Below are 14,002 nucleotides of genomic sequence, written 5' to 3' on the forward strand. Positions count from 1 at the left end.
TGGTACGACGCGATATTGCGCCATGCGCCAAGGCGTTCGCGCGCCAATCCCCCAGGACTCACTGGCCCGAAACAAACGTAGGAGCGAGCGCAGCTCGCGAAGCGCCGCGCGGGCGGCGCTCGATCTCATAGGCGCTGAAAACCCCAAGGCGAACACTTCCCCCATACACCGAAACCCTGGCGCCCAGCCCGCCCCCTTATCGTTCATCAGCGCGCCCACCCTCACGCAACCCCAGCCGCTTGACCGCCCAATGCTCGTACAAGCGCATGGCGACATCCGCACCGCCTACCGCCGTCATGCAGCCAAATGCACTGGCCGCCCAGATCGACAGGCCACCGGCATACAGCAGCATCACCGTCGATACCCCGCAGACCATGCAGGCCCCGGAGCGCAACGCCAGCCGTCGCAGCAGCGCCCAGCCGGTAGCGCCGGCCTTGTCGGCCCGCCACATTTCGCCGCTCAAGCCAGCGAGCAATGCCAGGACAATTACCAGCCAGAGCGGCATTTCCAACAATACCTGTGGCTCGTTGGTCACTCTCACGCCTCCTGTAGTAATGCCTGCCGACACGGGCCAACAGGCGTTGATTACCGGCTTGCACCCGGCTTGAAATACAGGCTATGCATTCATGCATATGCAGTCAATGCATTTAATCAGCATATCTATGCGCGCGAATTCGCCTAAATGCATGAAAGCCTCGCCCAACGTGAGCTGTAGGCAATTTCCGAAGGCGAAAAAAAACCCGCCGAGGCGGGTTTTCCTGAACAGCCTGCGCTCAACGCGCGTACATGCCCCACCAGAACACATGGCCGAGCAGGCTGATCTGCTCGTCCTGCATCTGCTGGAAGCTGTAATCCTCATCGGGATGTTCGTCGCGGTTGAAACTGCGCAGGCGAATGCCGGTCGGCAGGCGATAGACCTGCTTCACCCGAAGCTGGCCGTTATGGTTGATGGCGTAGAGGTCGCCGTCGATGATGTCGCCGATCGAGCACTTGCCGGTATTGACCCCAACCGTGGCGCCGTCGCGCAGCACCGGCAACATACTGTTGCCACGCACCGTCACGCACTTGGCCTGGTCGAACTGCACACCGTTGTGTCGCAGGCTGCGCTTGCCAAAGCGCAGGCGCGCACGCTCGCTCTCTTCGATGACGAACCTTCCAGACCCTGCTGCCAATTCGACCTCGCGTAGGAAAGGCACCGATACCTCGTCGTCCTCGACGGGGGTTTCATCGTCCCACAGGCTGATGTCACGCAGCTCGGCATGGCCGTGTGCCGGCGCTTCGCGTGCCTGGCCGAGCGCAGCACGGCCGCGCAGCTGCTCGGTGCTCACGCCGAAGTAGTCGGCGATCTTCGATACGTGCTTGTCGGAAGGGTCGACGATCTTCTCGCTGAGAATGCGCGACAAGGTGGATTGCGGTACGCCCGTGCGCCGGTACAGCTCCGTGGGGGACAGGCCGTGGCGGTCGAGCAGTTCTCGGAGTACGGTGGCTACATTGCGTTTTTGCATAGCGTGCATAATGCCGGCAGCGTCCGGCAAATGCAATGCATCCGCTCAGCTGGCCTCCAAGTCCTTGCGTGCCAGCGCAGTGATGGCTTGCTCATCCCGCTCTCGCAACCTGGGCAACCCTTGCGGCCAGCCGTTCGACCAGTCGAAACCGCCCAGGCGGCGCATGTCGTCGATTGCCGAACGCCACCAGATCACCTTGCAGGCACGCTGGTATTCGTCGTTACCGATGAAGCTGCCATACAGCAGCTTGCGGCCGATGCCACGCAGGTGCGGTGGCACGCGGGTCAGGCTCCATTTCGCCGACAACCGGTCCAGCCACGAGGGCTGCGGCCGCTGTACCGGCACCTGCAGCGCCAAAGGCAGCAGGCTTGGGTCGAAACGGTCACCGTGGCGGGTGAAGAAGATCTCGAGAATGGCATGGATGAACGGCTTCATCGCATAGTAGTGGCTGATCAACCCTCGTGCCTGGTTGATCCGCGCGCCGTGCAACTCGAAGGAAAAGGCAATCTGCTCGATGGTATGCAAAGCTGCCGTGTAGGGCGCCCAGGCGTCGATACGCTGCACGGCGCGGTCGGCGACAGCGGCGTTCTCCAGGGCAAAGCCCAGCACACCGCTGTTGCACAGCTGCAGATCATCCGCCGGCGCCTCGCCAGCCCTCGCCAAACCCTGGGTGAACCCTGCGTAGTAGCTGCTGCCCGAGGCCTCGGCCCAGCTCATCTCGATTTCATCCACCAGGAACTGGCCACCATCAACCTGATGGAACAGCTTTTGCGGCGCCTGCAGGAACACCGTGTCGGTATCGATGAAAATGGTCTTCTGCGCCCATGCGGCGGCATGGGCGATGGCGCAGGCCTTGCGCCGGTGCAGGTAGCCGCCGTTGCCGGTCCAGGCATCGAGCAGCCCGGCATCCAGCTCAACCACCTCGACGGGCCAACCCTCGAATGCCTGGGGCACGTCGGTCAGCACGCGAATGCTCGGCACCTCGCCCGGCGCGCTGCGCGCCAGCGCGGTCAAGATGCTCAGCTTGGCTTCCAGCTGGTAGATCCGGCGTTCGCCATACAGGAGGTAGATCAGTTGCTGGCTGACGAACGGGACCGTGCTGCAAACATTCATGACAAGGCTCGGGTGCAGTTTTGCGAGGGCCGCGCATTGTAGTGAAGTCCGTGGCGCTTAACCACACCGCCCGGCTGCCAGCCAGCCTGCATCTCGGTGAAAAAGCCTGTACCATTGCCGGTTTACCATCGCCAACCAGATCACCCGCTGTAAGGCCCTGAATGTCTGATCTTTCCGCACACACACCAATGATGCAGCAGTACTGGAAGCTGAAGAACCAGCACCCGGACCAGCTGATGTTCTACCGCATGGGCGACTTCTACGAGATCTTCTACGAAGATGCGAAGAAAGCCGCGAAACTGCTGGACATCACCTTGACCGCGCGCGGCCAGTCGGCCGGCCAGTCGATCCCCATGTGCGGGATTCCCTTCCATTCGTTGGAGGGCTACCTGGCCAAGCTGGTCAAGCTGGGCGAATCGGTGGTGATCTGCGAACAGATCGGCGACCCGGCCACCAGCAAGGGCCCGGTGGAGCGCCAGGTGGTGCGTATCATCACCCCCGGCACGGTCAGTGACGAAGCGCTGCTCGACGAGCGCCGCGACAACCTGATCGCCGCGCTGCTCGGCGACGAGCGCCTGTTCGGCCTGGCGGTGCTGGACATCACCAGTGGCAACTTCAGCGTGCAGGAGATCAAAGGCTGGGAAAACCTGCTGGCCGAGCTCGAGCGCCTGAACCCGGTGGAACTGCTGATTCCCGACGACTGGCCGCGCGACCTGCCTGCCGAGAAGCGCCCGGGCGCCCGCCGCCGTGCGCCGTGGGACTTCGACCGTGACTCGGCGCGCAAGGCGCTGTGCCAGCAGTTCGCTACCAAGGACCTCAAAGGCTTTGGCTGCGACAAGCTGACCCTGGCCATCGGCGCCGCCGGCTGCCTGCTGACCTACGCCAAGGAAACCCAGCGTACCGCCCTGCCGCACCTGCGCAGCCTGCGCCACGAGCGCCTGGACGACACGGTGATCCTCGACGGCGCCAGCCGCCGCAACCTGGAGCTGGACGTCAACCTGGCGGGCGGGCGTGACAACACCCTGCAGTCGGTGGTCGACCGCTGCCAAACCGCCATGGCCAGCCGCTTGCTGACCCGCTGGCTGAATCGCCCACTGCGTGACCTGAAGACCCTGCAGGCACGCCAGGACTCGATCCGTTGCCTGCTCGACGGCTACCGCTTCGAAAAGCTGCAGCCGCAGCTCAAGGAAATTGGCGACATCGAGCGGATCCTCGCACGTATCGGCCTGCGCAACGCCCGCCCGCGTGACCTGGCGCGCCTGCGCGACGCCCTCGGCGCCCTGCCCGAGCTGCAGAATGCCATGGCCGAGCTGGAAGCGCCGCACCTGGCGCGCCTGGCCGCCATCACCGGCACCTACCCGGAGCTTGCCAGCCTGCTGGAGCGGGCGATCATCGACAACCCGCCCGCGGTGATCCGCGATGGCGGCGTGCTCAAGGCCGGCTACGACAACGAACTGGACGAGCTGCTGGCGATCAGCGAAAACGCCGGCCAGTTCCTGATCGACCTGGAAGTCCGCGAGAAGGCCCGCACCGGCCTTGCCAACCTGAAGGTCGGCTACAACCGCGTGCACGGCTACTTCATCGAACTGCCGACCAAGCAGGCCGAGCAGGCACCGGGCGACTACATCCGCCGCCAGACCCTCAAGGGTGCCGAGCGCTTCATCACCCCGGAGCTCAAGGCGTTCGAGGACAAGGCGCTGTCGGCCAAGAGCCGCGCCCTGGCCCGCGAAAAGATGCTCTACGACGCGCTGCTGGAAACCCTCATCAGCCACCTGGCGCCGCTGCAGGACAGTGCCGCCGCGCTGGCCGAGATCGACGTGCTGAGCAACCTTGCCGAGCGCGCACTGACGCTTGACCTGAACTGCCCACGCTTTGTCGAAGAGCCGTGCCTGCGCATCGAGCAGGGCCGCCACCCGGTGGTCGAGCAGGTGCTGACCACGCCGTTCGTGGCCAACGACCTGGGCCTGGACAACAGCACGCGCATGCTGATCATCACCGGCCCGAACATGGGCGGTAAATCCACCTACATGCGCCAGACGGCCCTGATCGTGCTGATGGCGCACATTGGCAGCTTCGTGCCGGCCGCCAGCTGCGAGCTGTCGCTGGTCGACCGCATCTTCACCCGTATCGGCTCCAGCGACGATCTGGCCGGCGGGCGTTCGACCTTCATGGTCGAGATGAGCGAAACCGCCAACATCCTGCACAACGCCACCGACCGCAGCCTGGTGCTGATGGACGAAGTGGGCCGCGGCACCAGTACCTTCGACGGCCTGTCCCTGGCCTGGGCCGCCGCCGAGCGCCTGGCCGCGCTGCGCGCCTACACCCTGTTCGCCACCCACTACTTCGAGCTGACCGTGCTGCCGGAGAGTGAACCGCTGGTGGCCAACGTGCACTTGAACGCCACCGAGCACAACGAGCGCATCGTGTTCCTGCACCATGTGCTGCCCGGCCCGGCCAGCCAGAGCTACGGCCTGGCCGTGGCGCAACTGGCCGGTGTGCCCCAGCCCGTCATCCTGCGCGCACGCGAGCACCTGGCGCGCCTGGAAACCACCAGCCTGCCCCATGAGCAAGTGGTGGTGAAAAAAGCCAAGGACGCGCCGCAAGTACCGCACCAGAGCGACCTGTTCGCCAGCCTGCCACACCCGGCCATCGAGAAGCTGGGCAAGCTGGACCTGGACGACATGACCCCGCGTCAAGCTATCGAAATGCTATATCAACTAAAGAACCTGTTATAACGGCGCCCACTACAAGCTGATAGAATCCGCCGCGGTTTGCTGGTGCTGCAGGTTATTAGCCTGGCCTGCAGCCACATGCCCGTAAACCGCGCGGCCCTGAGAGGAAGGGCCGCCGCCGTCGCCTGAGGAGAGAACTAGAAATGACCTTCGTCGTCACCGACAACTGCATCAAATGCAAATACACCGACTGCGTGGAAGTCTGCCCGGTGGACTGCTTCTACGAAGGCCCGAACTTCCTGGTGATTCACCCGGACGAGTGCATCGACTGCGCCCTGTGCGAGCCTGAGTGCCCGGCCCAGGCGATTTTCTCGGAAGACGAGATCCCCGCCGGCATGGAGAACTTCATCGAGCTCAACGCCGAGCTGGCAGAGGTCTGGCCGAACATTACCGAGCGTAAGGACGCTCTGCCGGACGCTGAAGAGTGGGACGGCAAGACCGGCAAGATCGCCGACCTGGAGCGCTGATCGCGCGGAACGCAAGAAGGCCCGAAAGGGCCTTTTTTATTTTCGGTGTCGAGCAACTTGCGGCGCATCGCGAGTTGCGCTCGCGCCTACGGGGCAAAACGCAGGCAAAAAAAAGGGGCGGTTTGACCCGCCCACATTTTTTCCGTAGTCCCTGTTTGTCCCAAACATCGTCCTGATGAAATCGCTTCTTGCGATGTCCTTGGCCTTCTCCCTGAAAGCCTGTGCATGTCCGTGTGCACAGTTCGAATACTAGCGAGTTCCCTGAGACAGGCAACTGCGAAATCTCTCAAGATATTGCAGGGGAAACACTTTCACATATTTGAAAAATCCTTATTTTTCAGTTAGTTGTGAATTTACGGTGACTGGAAACGACAATGATTTACTGGTAGTTACACTGTTGGCTTACAGAACGAGTAAGCAAAGGCTTACACGCGATGCATCTGGGGTAGCGCGGTACACATTGCCTGGCTAGCGATTTGGGCTGGCTTTGCCGGCCTCTTCGCGGGGCAAGCCCGCTCCTACAGGGCATTGCGGCGCGGCTGCTGGCACTGTTCCCTGCGCGACAGCGCAGCCCGTAGGGCTGGGTAGGCTCTCATGGAACAAATCGCAAATATCTGATTTAACGGAGAGTCCTGTAGGAGCGGGCTTGACCCGCGAAGCAAGCACCGCGGTGGATGGCACCGGCTGCGCCGGTGTTCGCGGGGCAAGCCCGCTCCTACAAAGGATGGCGGTGCGCCTACGAGCAATGCTCCCTGCGCGACAGCGCAGCCCGCGAGGGCTGGGTTATCTCCTACAGGAAGGCGGTCACTGCGTTGGGAGGCAGTGGTGACACAAACAAAAACGCCCCGAGGTCATCGGGGCGTTTTTGTTGCGGTACAGCCAGGCTTACTGGAACAGCGACTCGCTGGACAGGCCGTTCTTCTCAAGGATCTCACGCAGGCGCTTGAGGCCCTCCACCTGAATTTGCCGTACCCGCTCGCGGGTAAGGCCGATTTCCAGGCCAACGTCTTCCAGGGTGCTGCTCTCGTGCCCGCGCAGGCCAAAGCGGCGTACCACCACCTCACGCTGCTTGTCGGTCAACTCACCCAGCCACTGGTCGATGCTCTGGGACAGGTCGTCGTCCTGCAGCAGCTCGCACGGGTCGGTTGGGCGGTCGTCGGTCAGGGTGTCGAGCAGGGTCTTGTCGGAATCAGGGCCCAGCGACACATCCACCGAAGACACCCGCTCGTTCAGGCCGAGCATGCGCTTGACCTCAGCGACCGGTTTCTCCAGCAAGGTGGCGATTTCTTCTGGCGAAGGCTCGTGGTCGAGTTTCTGCGTCAGTTCCCGCGCGGCGCGCAGGTAGACGTTGAGCTCCTTGACCACGTGGATCGGCAGGCGGATGGTGCGGGTCTGGTTCATGATCGCCCGCTCGATGGTCTGGCGAATCCACCAGGTCGCGTAGGTCGAGAAGCGGAAACCGCGTTCCGGGTCGAACTTCTCCACCGCACGAATCAACCCAAGGTTGCCCTCCTCGATCAGGTCGAGCAGCGACAGGCCGCGGTTCACGTAACGGCGGGCGATTTTCACCACCAGGCGCAGGTTGCTTTCGATCATGCGCTTGCGGCCGGCAGGGTCACCTTTTTGCGACAGGCGCGCAAAATGGACTTCCTCTTCCGGCGACAGCAGAGGCGAGAATCCGATCTCGTTGAGATACAGCTGGGTAGCATCAAGTGCCCGGCTGTAGTCGATGTACTTGTGTTGCTTGAGTGAAGAGCCTGATTTGGCCCTGGCCCGAACCGGAGATACAGCAGGTTCGTCTGACACCACATCCGTTTCCAAAACGATGCCCGTCTCCATCAGGAGGACGTCATCGTCGATGTCAAACTCCGGCACTTCTTTATTGAGAGCCATTGTTATAGTCCTTTGCTGAGTTCGAACTCAGACTCGAGCGGCACCTGCTTCCCTGGCATCGCTGGAGCCTGTCCCCTCTACATCACAGGAACAGGCCGGGTACAACAATCAACGGCGTGGCAGGAACTGGAGTGGATCGACGGGTTTGCCCTGGCGGCGAATCTCGAAATGCAGCTTCACCCGATCAGTGCCCGTGGACCCCATTTCAGCAATCGACTGCCCTGCCTTGACCTGCTGCCCCTCCCGAACCAACAGCCTGCGGTTGTGGCCGTAGGCACTGACGTAGGTATCGCTGTGCTTGATGATGATCAGTTCGCCGTAGCCCCTCAAGCCACTCCCGGCATAGACCACCGCACCATCAGACGCAGCAAAAACAGGCTGTCCCAAATCACCGGCGATATCAATGCCTTTATTCAAACTACCGTTTGAAGCGAATTTTCCAATCAGCACGCCGTTGGCAGGCCAGGTCCAGCCACCTGCCGCCCGCTCTGCGGCGGGCACCGTGGCAGCTACCGTGGCAGGCGCGGTTGGCGTTGTTGGCGCCGTTTTTCCGCCATTTTCAGCAGGCGTGATAGGCGCGCCCACGGGCCGACGAATGACCGTTGTCTTGCTCGACGAGGACGGGCTGGACACCACCGTGGTGGTTCCTGTTCCGCCACTGTTGAAGCGGATCGCCTGGCCCGGGCGGATGGTGTAGGGGGCAGCGATGCCGTTGCGTGCGGCCAGCTCCTTGTAGTCCCAGCCGTAGCGGAACGCGATGGAGAACAGCGTGTCGCCAGGCTTGACCACGTACTGGCCGGAAGTGACGGTCGGGCGCTTGGGGGCGGCATTGTTGCGGTCGACCACGCGCGCGCCGCCCGAGCCTGTGCTCGAACAGCCAGTCAGCAGAGTGCCCATGGCCAGCGCAATCACCAGAAGCTTTAAAACCGACCGATCCTTGCGCTGCCGAATGACTGTGTGCCCCACCCGCGCTCCCCTCATGGTGCCAAAAACGATAAGACGATATGCAATATTGTTGCAATTATAACCAAGCCGAACGGCCTTGGCAGAGCTCGGGCCCCGCCAGATAGACCGGGCCGTGGCGCAAGAATTCGTTGCCGCTGCAAATATTCCTGGCGGCTCAGGCCAACGGGCCATTGAGCAGCGGCACGAAGCGCACGGCCCCCAGCACCCGACGCGAGAAGCCCTGCTCCTCGCGCACGATCAACATCAACTGCTGCACCTCCCCTGCCGGGCCAACCGGGATCACCATGCGGCCACCCGGCGCCAGCTGGTCCAGCAGCGCCTGCGGCACTTCCGCTGCCACCGCCGTGACGATGATGCCGTTGTACGGCGCCAGGGCCTGCCAGCCGTCGCAGCCATCGCCCCAGCGAAATACCACGTTACGCAGGTTCAGTTCGACCAGGCGCTCCTTGGCGCGGTCCTGCAGCACCTTGATACGCTCCACCGAGAATACCCGCTCCACCAGCTGGGCCAGGATGGCCGTCTGGTAACCGGAACCGGTGCCGATCTCCAGCACCTTGTCCAGTGGCCCGGCCTCCAGCAGCAGCTCGCTCATGTGTGCCACCATGAACGGCTGGGAGATGGTCTGGTTATGCCCGATCGGCAGGGCGGTGTCCTCGTAGGCCCGGTGCGCCAGTGCCTCGTCGACGAACAGGTGGCGCGGCGTGCGACGAATCACATCGAGCACCTTGGGGTTCGACACCCCTTCCTCGCTCAGGCGCTGGATCAGCCGCTCGCGGGTACGCTGCGAAGTCATGCCAATGCCGCCCCGGCGCTGCAGATCGTCCTGGTCACGCATCAGAGCAAGCCCTCCAGCCAGCCGTCGAGCTGTTCGAACGCATCGCTGAAGGTGCGATCGAGCTGCAGCGGGGTGATTGACACGTAGCCCTGCATCACGGCGTGGAAGTCGGTGCCCGGCCCGCCGTCCTCGGCGTCGCCCGCCGCGGCGATCCAGTAGCCTTCCTTGCCGCGCGGGTTGACCACCTTGGCCGGCGCCGCCGCCCGTGCCCGGTGCCCCAGGCGGGTCAGCTGGATACCACGGATGCGCTCCAGCGGCAGGTTGGGGATGTTCACGTTGAGCACGGTACGCGGTGGCAGTTGCAAGCGCGGCAATGCCTCGACCAGGCGGCGAGCGACATGGGCCGCAGCCGGCAGGTTGTCGGGCAGGCGCGACACCAATGAGAAGGCCAGCGACGTGCCGCCCAGGAAGCGGCCCTCCAGCGCGGCGCCCACCGTTCCGGAGTAGATCACGTCATCGCCCAGGTTGGCCCCCAGGTTGATACCGGAAACCACCAGGTCCACAGGCTCGGGCAACAGCCCATTGAGCCCCAGGTGCACGCAGTCGGTGGGCGTGCCGTTGAGGCTGATGAAGCCGTTGGCCAGGGCCTGCGGGTGCAGGGGCCGGTCGAGCGTCAGCGAACTGCCGGCGCCGCTCTTGTCTTGGTCCGGGGCGATTACCACGCACTCGGCATAATCCGCCAGCGCACCGTGGAGCGCGGCGAGGCCAGGTGCCGTAACACCGTCGTCATTCGAAATCAGAATACGCATGGGCTGTCCGTCTGCCCTGCCGGCACCAGATCGACGAGTTCGCGCACCACCACGGTGGCGAAGCATCCGGCCGGAAGGACGAATTCCAGTTGCAGGATATCAGGCTCGGGATAATGCCACGTCAGGCCGCCAATAGGGAGCCGCAGGATGCGCCGTTCGTGATCCATGCCCGCGTGGGCCAGCCACTGGCACAGCGCCGGATGACGCTCGGCGATGGTGCTTTCCAGCGTGCCAGGGGCACCACTGGCAGGCGATGGGCCTTCGCCCCACATCGGGCCGGTGGGGTGCAGGTCCAGAATCGCCAGGCGTGGATCGGAACATTCCTGCACACCGGCAGGAAAGAAACTACGGCTGTCGGTGAACGCCAACAGGTCACCGACCTGGGCGTGCTGCCAACTGCCGTCAGCCACGCGGGCGGCCAGCACCTGGTTGAACAGGTAGCTGCGCCCGGCCGACAGCAGGCGCGAACGCACATTGCGCTGCTCGGGCAGGGCCTTGCGCGCCGCCCAGTCCTGGGCATCGTGCACGTTTCCGCCGCCGTGGCCGAAGCGCTGGCTGCCGAAATAGTTGGGTACGCCGTGCTGCTTGAGCGCTTGCAGGCGTGCATCCAGGGCCTGGTGGTCGGCAGCCAGCGCGGTCAGGCGCAGGGTGAAGCCGTTGGCCGCGTGGGCGCCACGCTGCAGCTTGCGTTGGTGGCGCACCTGCTTGAGCACGCGCAAGGTGCTGTCTTCGGCACGCGCCAGGTCAGGGTCGGCCTTGCCCGGCAGGTGCAGGCTGAACCACTGCCGGGTCAGGGCCTGGCGGTCCTTGAGGCCGGCATAGCTGATGGCGCGCACCGGTACACCGGCGGCGCGGGCCAGGCGGCGGGCAGCCTCTTCGGTGTTGAGGTCGCGCTTTTCCACCCACAGCCACAGGTGCTCGCCCTGGCCAGACAGCGGAATGTCGAGGACTTCATCGACCTGGAAGTCTTCGGCCACCGCCTTGAGAACGGCGCTGCCCAGGGAGTCGCCCGATGCACGCGGGCCCAACAGGTCCAGTTCAGTCATGCGGGCAGCAACAGGGCGACCGAATGCACGGCAATGCCCTCCTCGCGGCCGCAGAAGCCGAGTTTTTCAGTGGTGGTGGCCTTGACGTTGACCTGGTCGAGTTCGACCTGCAGGTCCTCGGCGATCAGCTGGCGCATGGTTTCGATATGGGGGGCCATTTTCGGCGCCTGGGCGACGATGGTGGCGTCGACGTTGCCGACCTGCCAACCCTTGGCCTTGACGATAGCGACCACATGCCGCAGCAGCACGCGGCTGTCGGCCCCCTTGAATTGCGGGTCGGTGTCGGGGAAGTGCTTGCCGATGTCACCCAACGCGGCTGCGCCGAGCAGGGCATCGCTCAGGGCGTGCAGCAGCACGTCACCGTCGGAATGGGCCAGGAGGCCGTATTTGTGGGGGATACGCACCCCACCCAGGGTAATGAAATCACCGTCGCAGAAACGGTGCACATCGTAGCCGTGGCCAATACGCATAGAAAAACGCCCTGATTGAGTCAGGGCGTGATTCTACCTGCTTTTGAGGGATTGGGGCTGAGGGTGATCGGCACGGGGTTAACTGTGCCTGCAAGATCGGGCGCCGCTGCGCGGCGCATCGCGAGCTTTGCTCGCTCCTACCGGTACAGCGCAACCCTGCCTACACCCGGCCCAGTGCCTTCGCATGATGGCGCAGGTGCTCGTCGATGAAGCTGGCGATGAAGTAGTAGCTGTGGTCATAGCCAGGCTGCAAGCGCAGGGTCAGGGCATGCCCCCCTTTGCGTGCCGCCTGCTCCAGCGCTTCGGGCTTGAGCTGTTTTTCGAGGAAGTCGTCACGGTCGCCCTGGTCCACCAGCAGCGGTGGGCACTGGCCAGCCGGGGTTTCGGCCAGCAGCACGCTGGCATCCCACTCGCGCCAGCGGGTGCGGTCTTCACCCAGGTAACGGCCCAAGGCCTTCTCGCCCCATGGGCAATCCATCGGGTTGCTGATCGGCGAGAACGCCGACACCGAGCGGTAGCGCCCAGGGTTGCGCAAGGCGCACACCAGCGCACCGTGGCCGCCCATGGAGTGGCCGCTGATGCTGCGCTGGTCACTGGCCGGGAAGTGCGCCTCGATCAATGCCGGCAACTCCTGCACCACGTAGTCGTGCATGCGGTAGTGTTGGGCCCAGGGTTGCTGGCTGGCATTGAGGTAGAACCCCGCGCCCAGGCCAAAGTCCCAGGCGCCGTCCGGGTCGCCCGGCACTTGCTCGCCACGCGGGCTGGTGTCGGGAGCGACGATGATCAGGCCAAGCTCGGCGGCCAGGCGCTGGGCGCCGGCCTTCTGCATGAAGTTCTCGTCGGTGCAGGTGAGGCCGCTGAGCCAGTACAGCACCGGCAACTTTTCACCCTGCTCGGCTTGCGGCGGCAGGTAGACGGCGAACACCATGTCGCAACCCAGCACCTTGGAGTGGTGCCGGTAACGCTTGTGCCAGCCGCCGAAGCTTTTCTGGCAAGAGATGTTGTCCAGGCTCATGGCTGACCTCAGAAGTGGATCACGCTACGAATGCTCTTGCCTTCGTGCATCAGGTCGAAGGCCTTGTTGATGTCTTCCAGGCCCATGGTGTGGGTAATGAAGGTATCCAGCGGAATCTCGCCCTTCTCGGACATTTCCACGTAGCTTGGCAGCTCGCTGCGCCCACGCACGCCACCGAATGCCGAACCGCGCCAGACGCGGCCGGTCACCAACTGGAACGGACGGGTGGCGATTTCCTGGCCGGCACTGGCAACCCCGATGATGACCGACTCGCCCCAGCCCTTGTGGCAGCATTCCAGGGCCGCACGCATCAGTTGAACATTGCCGATGCACTCGAAGGAGAAGTCCACGCCACCGTCGGTGAGGTCGACGATCACTTCCTGGATCGGGCGGTCGTAGTCTTTCGGGTTGATGCAGTCGGTGGCGCCCAGTTGGCGGGCGATTTCGAACTTGGCCGGGTTGATGTCGATGGCGATGATGCGCGAGGCCTTGGCCTTGACCGCACCAATCACCGCCGACAGGCCAATGCCGCCCAGGCCGAAGATGGCCACGGTGTCACCGGCCTTGACCTTGGCGGTGTTGAGCACCGCACCGATGCCGGTGGTAACGCCGCAACCGAGCAGGCAAACCTTCTCCAGCGGCGCTTCCTTCTGGATCTTGGCCACGGAGATTTCCGGCAACACGGTGTACTCGGAGAAGGTCGAGGTACCCATGTAGTGGAACAACTGCTGGCCCTTGTAGGAGAAGCGCGTGGTGCCGTCGGGCATCAGGCCCTTGCCCTGAGTGGCGCGGATGGCCTGGCACAGGTTGGTCTTGCCCGAGAGGCAGAACTTGCACTTGCCGCATTCAGGGGTATACAGCGGGATCACGTGGTCGCCCACGGCCACGGAAGTGACGCCCTCGCCCACCGCCTCGACGATCGCGCCACCTTCATGGCCGAGAATCGACGGGAAGATACCTTCCGGGTCGGCACCAGACAGGGTGTAGGCGTCGGTGTGGCAAACACCGCTGGCAACCACGCGCAGCAACACTTCGCCGGCCTTGGGCATGGCCACGTCGACTTCGACGATTTCCAGGGGTTTCTTGGCCTCGAAGGCGACGGCGGCACGGGACTTGATCATCACAGCACTCCAGACAGGGGATCGATTCAGGCCAGCAGTGTAATCCAGGCGCTTTTGATGAATAATCCGGGCAAAGCCAAAACATTATTG

13 protein-coding genes are annotated in these 14,002 nt (G+C 63.7%); 2 read left to right on the forward strand and 11 right to left on the reverse strand.

Annotated features, from left to right (window positions below; genetic code table 11):
* Positions 1-196: 196 nt before the first annotated feature.
* The 3 genes from F3J44_RS28565 to F3J44_RS28575 all read right to left on the reverse strand — a co-directional run bounded on the left by F3J44_RS28565 (position 197) and on the right by F3J44_RS28575 (position 2,618).
* Positions 197-535 carry a phage holin family protein gene (locus tag F3J44_RS28565; protein WP_167277835.1) on the reverse strand — a complete coding sequence of 113 codons (339 nt, stop codon included), beginning with the start codon at positions 533-535 and terminating at the stop codon, positions 197-199.
* Between the two features lie 238 nt (positions 536-773).
* Positions 774-1,505, reverse strand: a complete 732-nt coding sequence (locus F3J44_RS28570; protein ID WP_167277836.1) for a S24 family peptidase — start codon at positions 1,503-1,505, stop codon at positions 774-776.
* A 45-nt stretch (positions 1,506-1,550) separates the two neighbouring features.
* The gene (locus F3J44_RS28575) at positions 1,551-2,618 is read right to left on the reverse strand and encodes a hypothetical protein (protein ID WP_167277838.1); all 1,068 of its coding nucleotides are present in this window, start codon (positions 2,616-2,618) and stop codon (positions 1,551-1,553) included.
* Between the two features lie 161 nt (positions 2,619-2,779).
* Here F3J44_RS28575 and mutS point away from each other — a divergent pair, with 161 nt between their 5' ends.
* The gene (gene mutS, locus F3J44_RS28580) at positions 2,780-5,353 is read left to right on the forward strand and encodes a DNA mismatch repair protein MutS (protein WP_167069061.1); all 2,574 of its coding nucleotides are present in this window, start codon (positions 2,780-2,782) and stop codon (positions 5,351-5,353) included.
* Positions 5,354-5,493: 140 nt separating this feature from the next.
* Entirely contained in the window at positions 5,494-5,817 is a 324-nt protein-coding gene (fdxA, locus tag F3J44_RS28585; protein WP_012270863.1) for a ferredoxin FdxA, read from the forward strand.
* 885 nt (positions 5,818-6,702) lie between these two features.
* Here the strand turns inward: fdxA and rpoS are convergent.
* From rpoS to F3J44_RS28625, 8 genes are all read right to left on the reverse strand, one after another.
* A complete protein-coding gene (gene rpoS / locus F3J44_RS28590) occupies positions 6,703-7,710 on the reverse strand; it encodes an RNA polymerase sigma factor RpoS (protein WP_167069065.1) in 1,008 nt (335 codons plus the stop codon).
* Positions 7,711-7,818: 108 nt separating this feature from the next.
* The gene (locus F3J44_RS28595; RefSeq protein WP_167069068.1) at positions 7,819-8,676 is read right to left on the reverse strand and encodes a peptidoglycan DD-metalloendopeptidase family protein; all 858 of its coding nucleotides are present in this window, start codon (positions 8,674-8,676) and stop codon (positions 7,819-7,821) included.
* A gap of 154 nt (positions 8,677-8,830) precedes the next feature.
* Complete coding sequence (locus tag F3J44_RS28600) at positions 8,831-9,511, reverse strand: protein-L-isoaspartate(D-aspartate) O-methyltransferase (RefSeq protein ID WP_167069071.1); 681 nt, start codon at positions 9,509-9,511, stop codon at positions 8,831-8,833.
* A complete protein-coding gene (gene surE, locus F3J44_RS28605) occupies positions 9,511-10,260 on the reverse strand; it encodes a 5'/3'-nucleotidase SurE (RefSeq protein WP_167069074.1) in 750 nt (249 codons plus the stop codon). The genes F3J44_RS28600 and surE overlap by 1 nt, the downstream gene beginning before the upstream one ends.
* Complete coding sequence (truD, locus tag F3J44_RS28610; RefSeq protein ID WP_167069077.1) at positions 10,248-11,306, reverse strand: tRNA pseudouridine(13) synthase TruD; 1,059 nt, start codon at positions 11,304-11,306, stop codon at positions 10,248-10,250. Before truD ends, surE begins: the two co-directional genes overlap by 13 nt.
* A complete protein-coding gene (gene ispF, locus F3J44_RS28615) occupies positions 11,303-11,776 on the reverse strand; it encodes a 2-C-methyl-D-erythritol 2,4-cyclodiphosphate synthase (protein ID WP_167069080.1) in 474 nt (157 codons plus the stop codon). Before ispF ends, truD begins: the two co-directional genes overlap by 4 nt.
* A 160-nt stretch (positions 11,777-11,936) precedes the next feature.
* Complete coding sequence (gene fghA / locus F3J44_RS28620; RefSeq protein ID WP_370526798.1) at positions 11,937-12,785, reverse strand: S-formylglutathione hydrolase; 849 nt, start codon at positions 12,783-12,785, stop codon at positions 11,937-11,939.
* A 14-nt stretch (positions 12,786-12,799) separates the two neighbouring features.
* On the reverse strand, positions 12,800-13,912 hold the full coding sequence (locus tag F3J44_RS28625) for an S-(hydroxymethyl)glutathione dehydrogenase/class III alcohol dehydrogenase (RefSeq protein ID WP_167277841.1): 1,113 nt from the start codon (positions 13,910-13,912) through the stop codon (positions 12,800-12,802).
* Positions 13,913-14,002: the final 90 nt, after the last annotated feature.

Origin of the sequence: Pantoea sp. Tr-811, from assembly GCF_011752535.1 — a bacterium.
GTDB lineage: Bacteria > Pseudomonadota > Gammaproteobacteria > Pseudomonadales > Pseudomonadaceae > Aquipseudomonas.

Excerpts from the sequence above, each read along its gene's own strand:
- F3J44_RS28570 (WP_167277836.1), bottom strand. The coding sequence starts at position 1,505 with ATGCAAAAACGCAATGTAGCCACCGTACTCCGAGAACTGCTCGACCGC.
- F3J44_RS28575 (WP_167277838.1), bottom strand. The coding sequence starts at position 2,618 with ATGAATGTTTGCAGCACGGTCCCGTTCGTCAGCCAGCAACTGATCTAC.
- mutS (WP_167069061.1), top strand. The coding sequence starts at position 2,780 with ATGTCTGATCTTTCCGCACACACACCAATGATGCAGCAGTACTGGAAG.
- fdxA (WP_012270863.1), top strand. The coding sequence starts at position 5,494 with ATGACCTTCGTCGTCACCGACAACTGCATCAAATGCAAATACACCGAC.
- rpoS (WP_167069065.1), bottom strand. The coding sequence starts at position 7,710 with ATGGCTCTCAATAAAGAAGTGCCGGAGTTTGACATCGACGATGACGTC.
- F3J44_RS28600 (WP_167069071.1), bottom strand. The coding sequence starts at position 9,511 with ATGCGTGACCAGGACGATCTGCAGCGCCGGGGCGGCATTGGCATGACT.
- surE (WP_167069074.1), bottom strand. The coding sequence starts at position 10,260 with ATGCGTATTCTGATTTCGAATGACGACGGTGTTACGGCACCTGGCCTC.
- truD (WP_167069077.1), bottom strand. The coding sequence starts at position 11,306 with ATGACTGAACTGGACCTGTTGGGCCCGCGTGCATCGGGCGACTCCCTG.
- ispF (WP_167069080.1), bottom strand. The coding sequence starts at position 11,776 with ATGCGTATTGGCCACGGCTACGATGTGCACCGTTTCTGCGACGGTGAT.
- F3J44_RS28625 (WP_167277841.1), bottom strand. The coding sequence starts at position 13,912 with ATGATCAAGTCCCGTGCCGCCGTCGCCTTCGAGGCCAAGAAACCCCTG.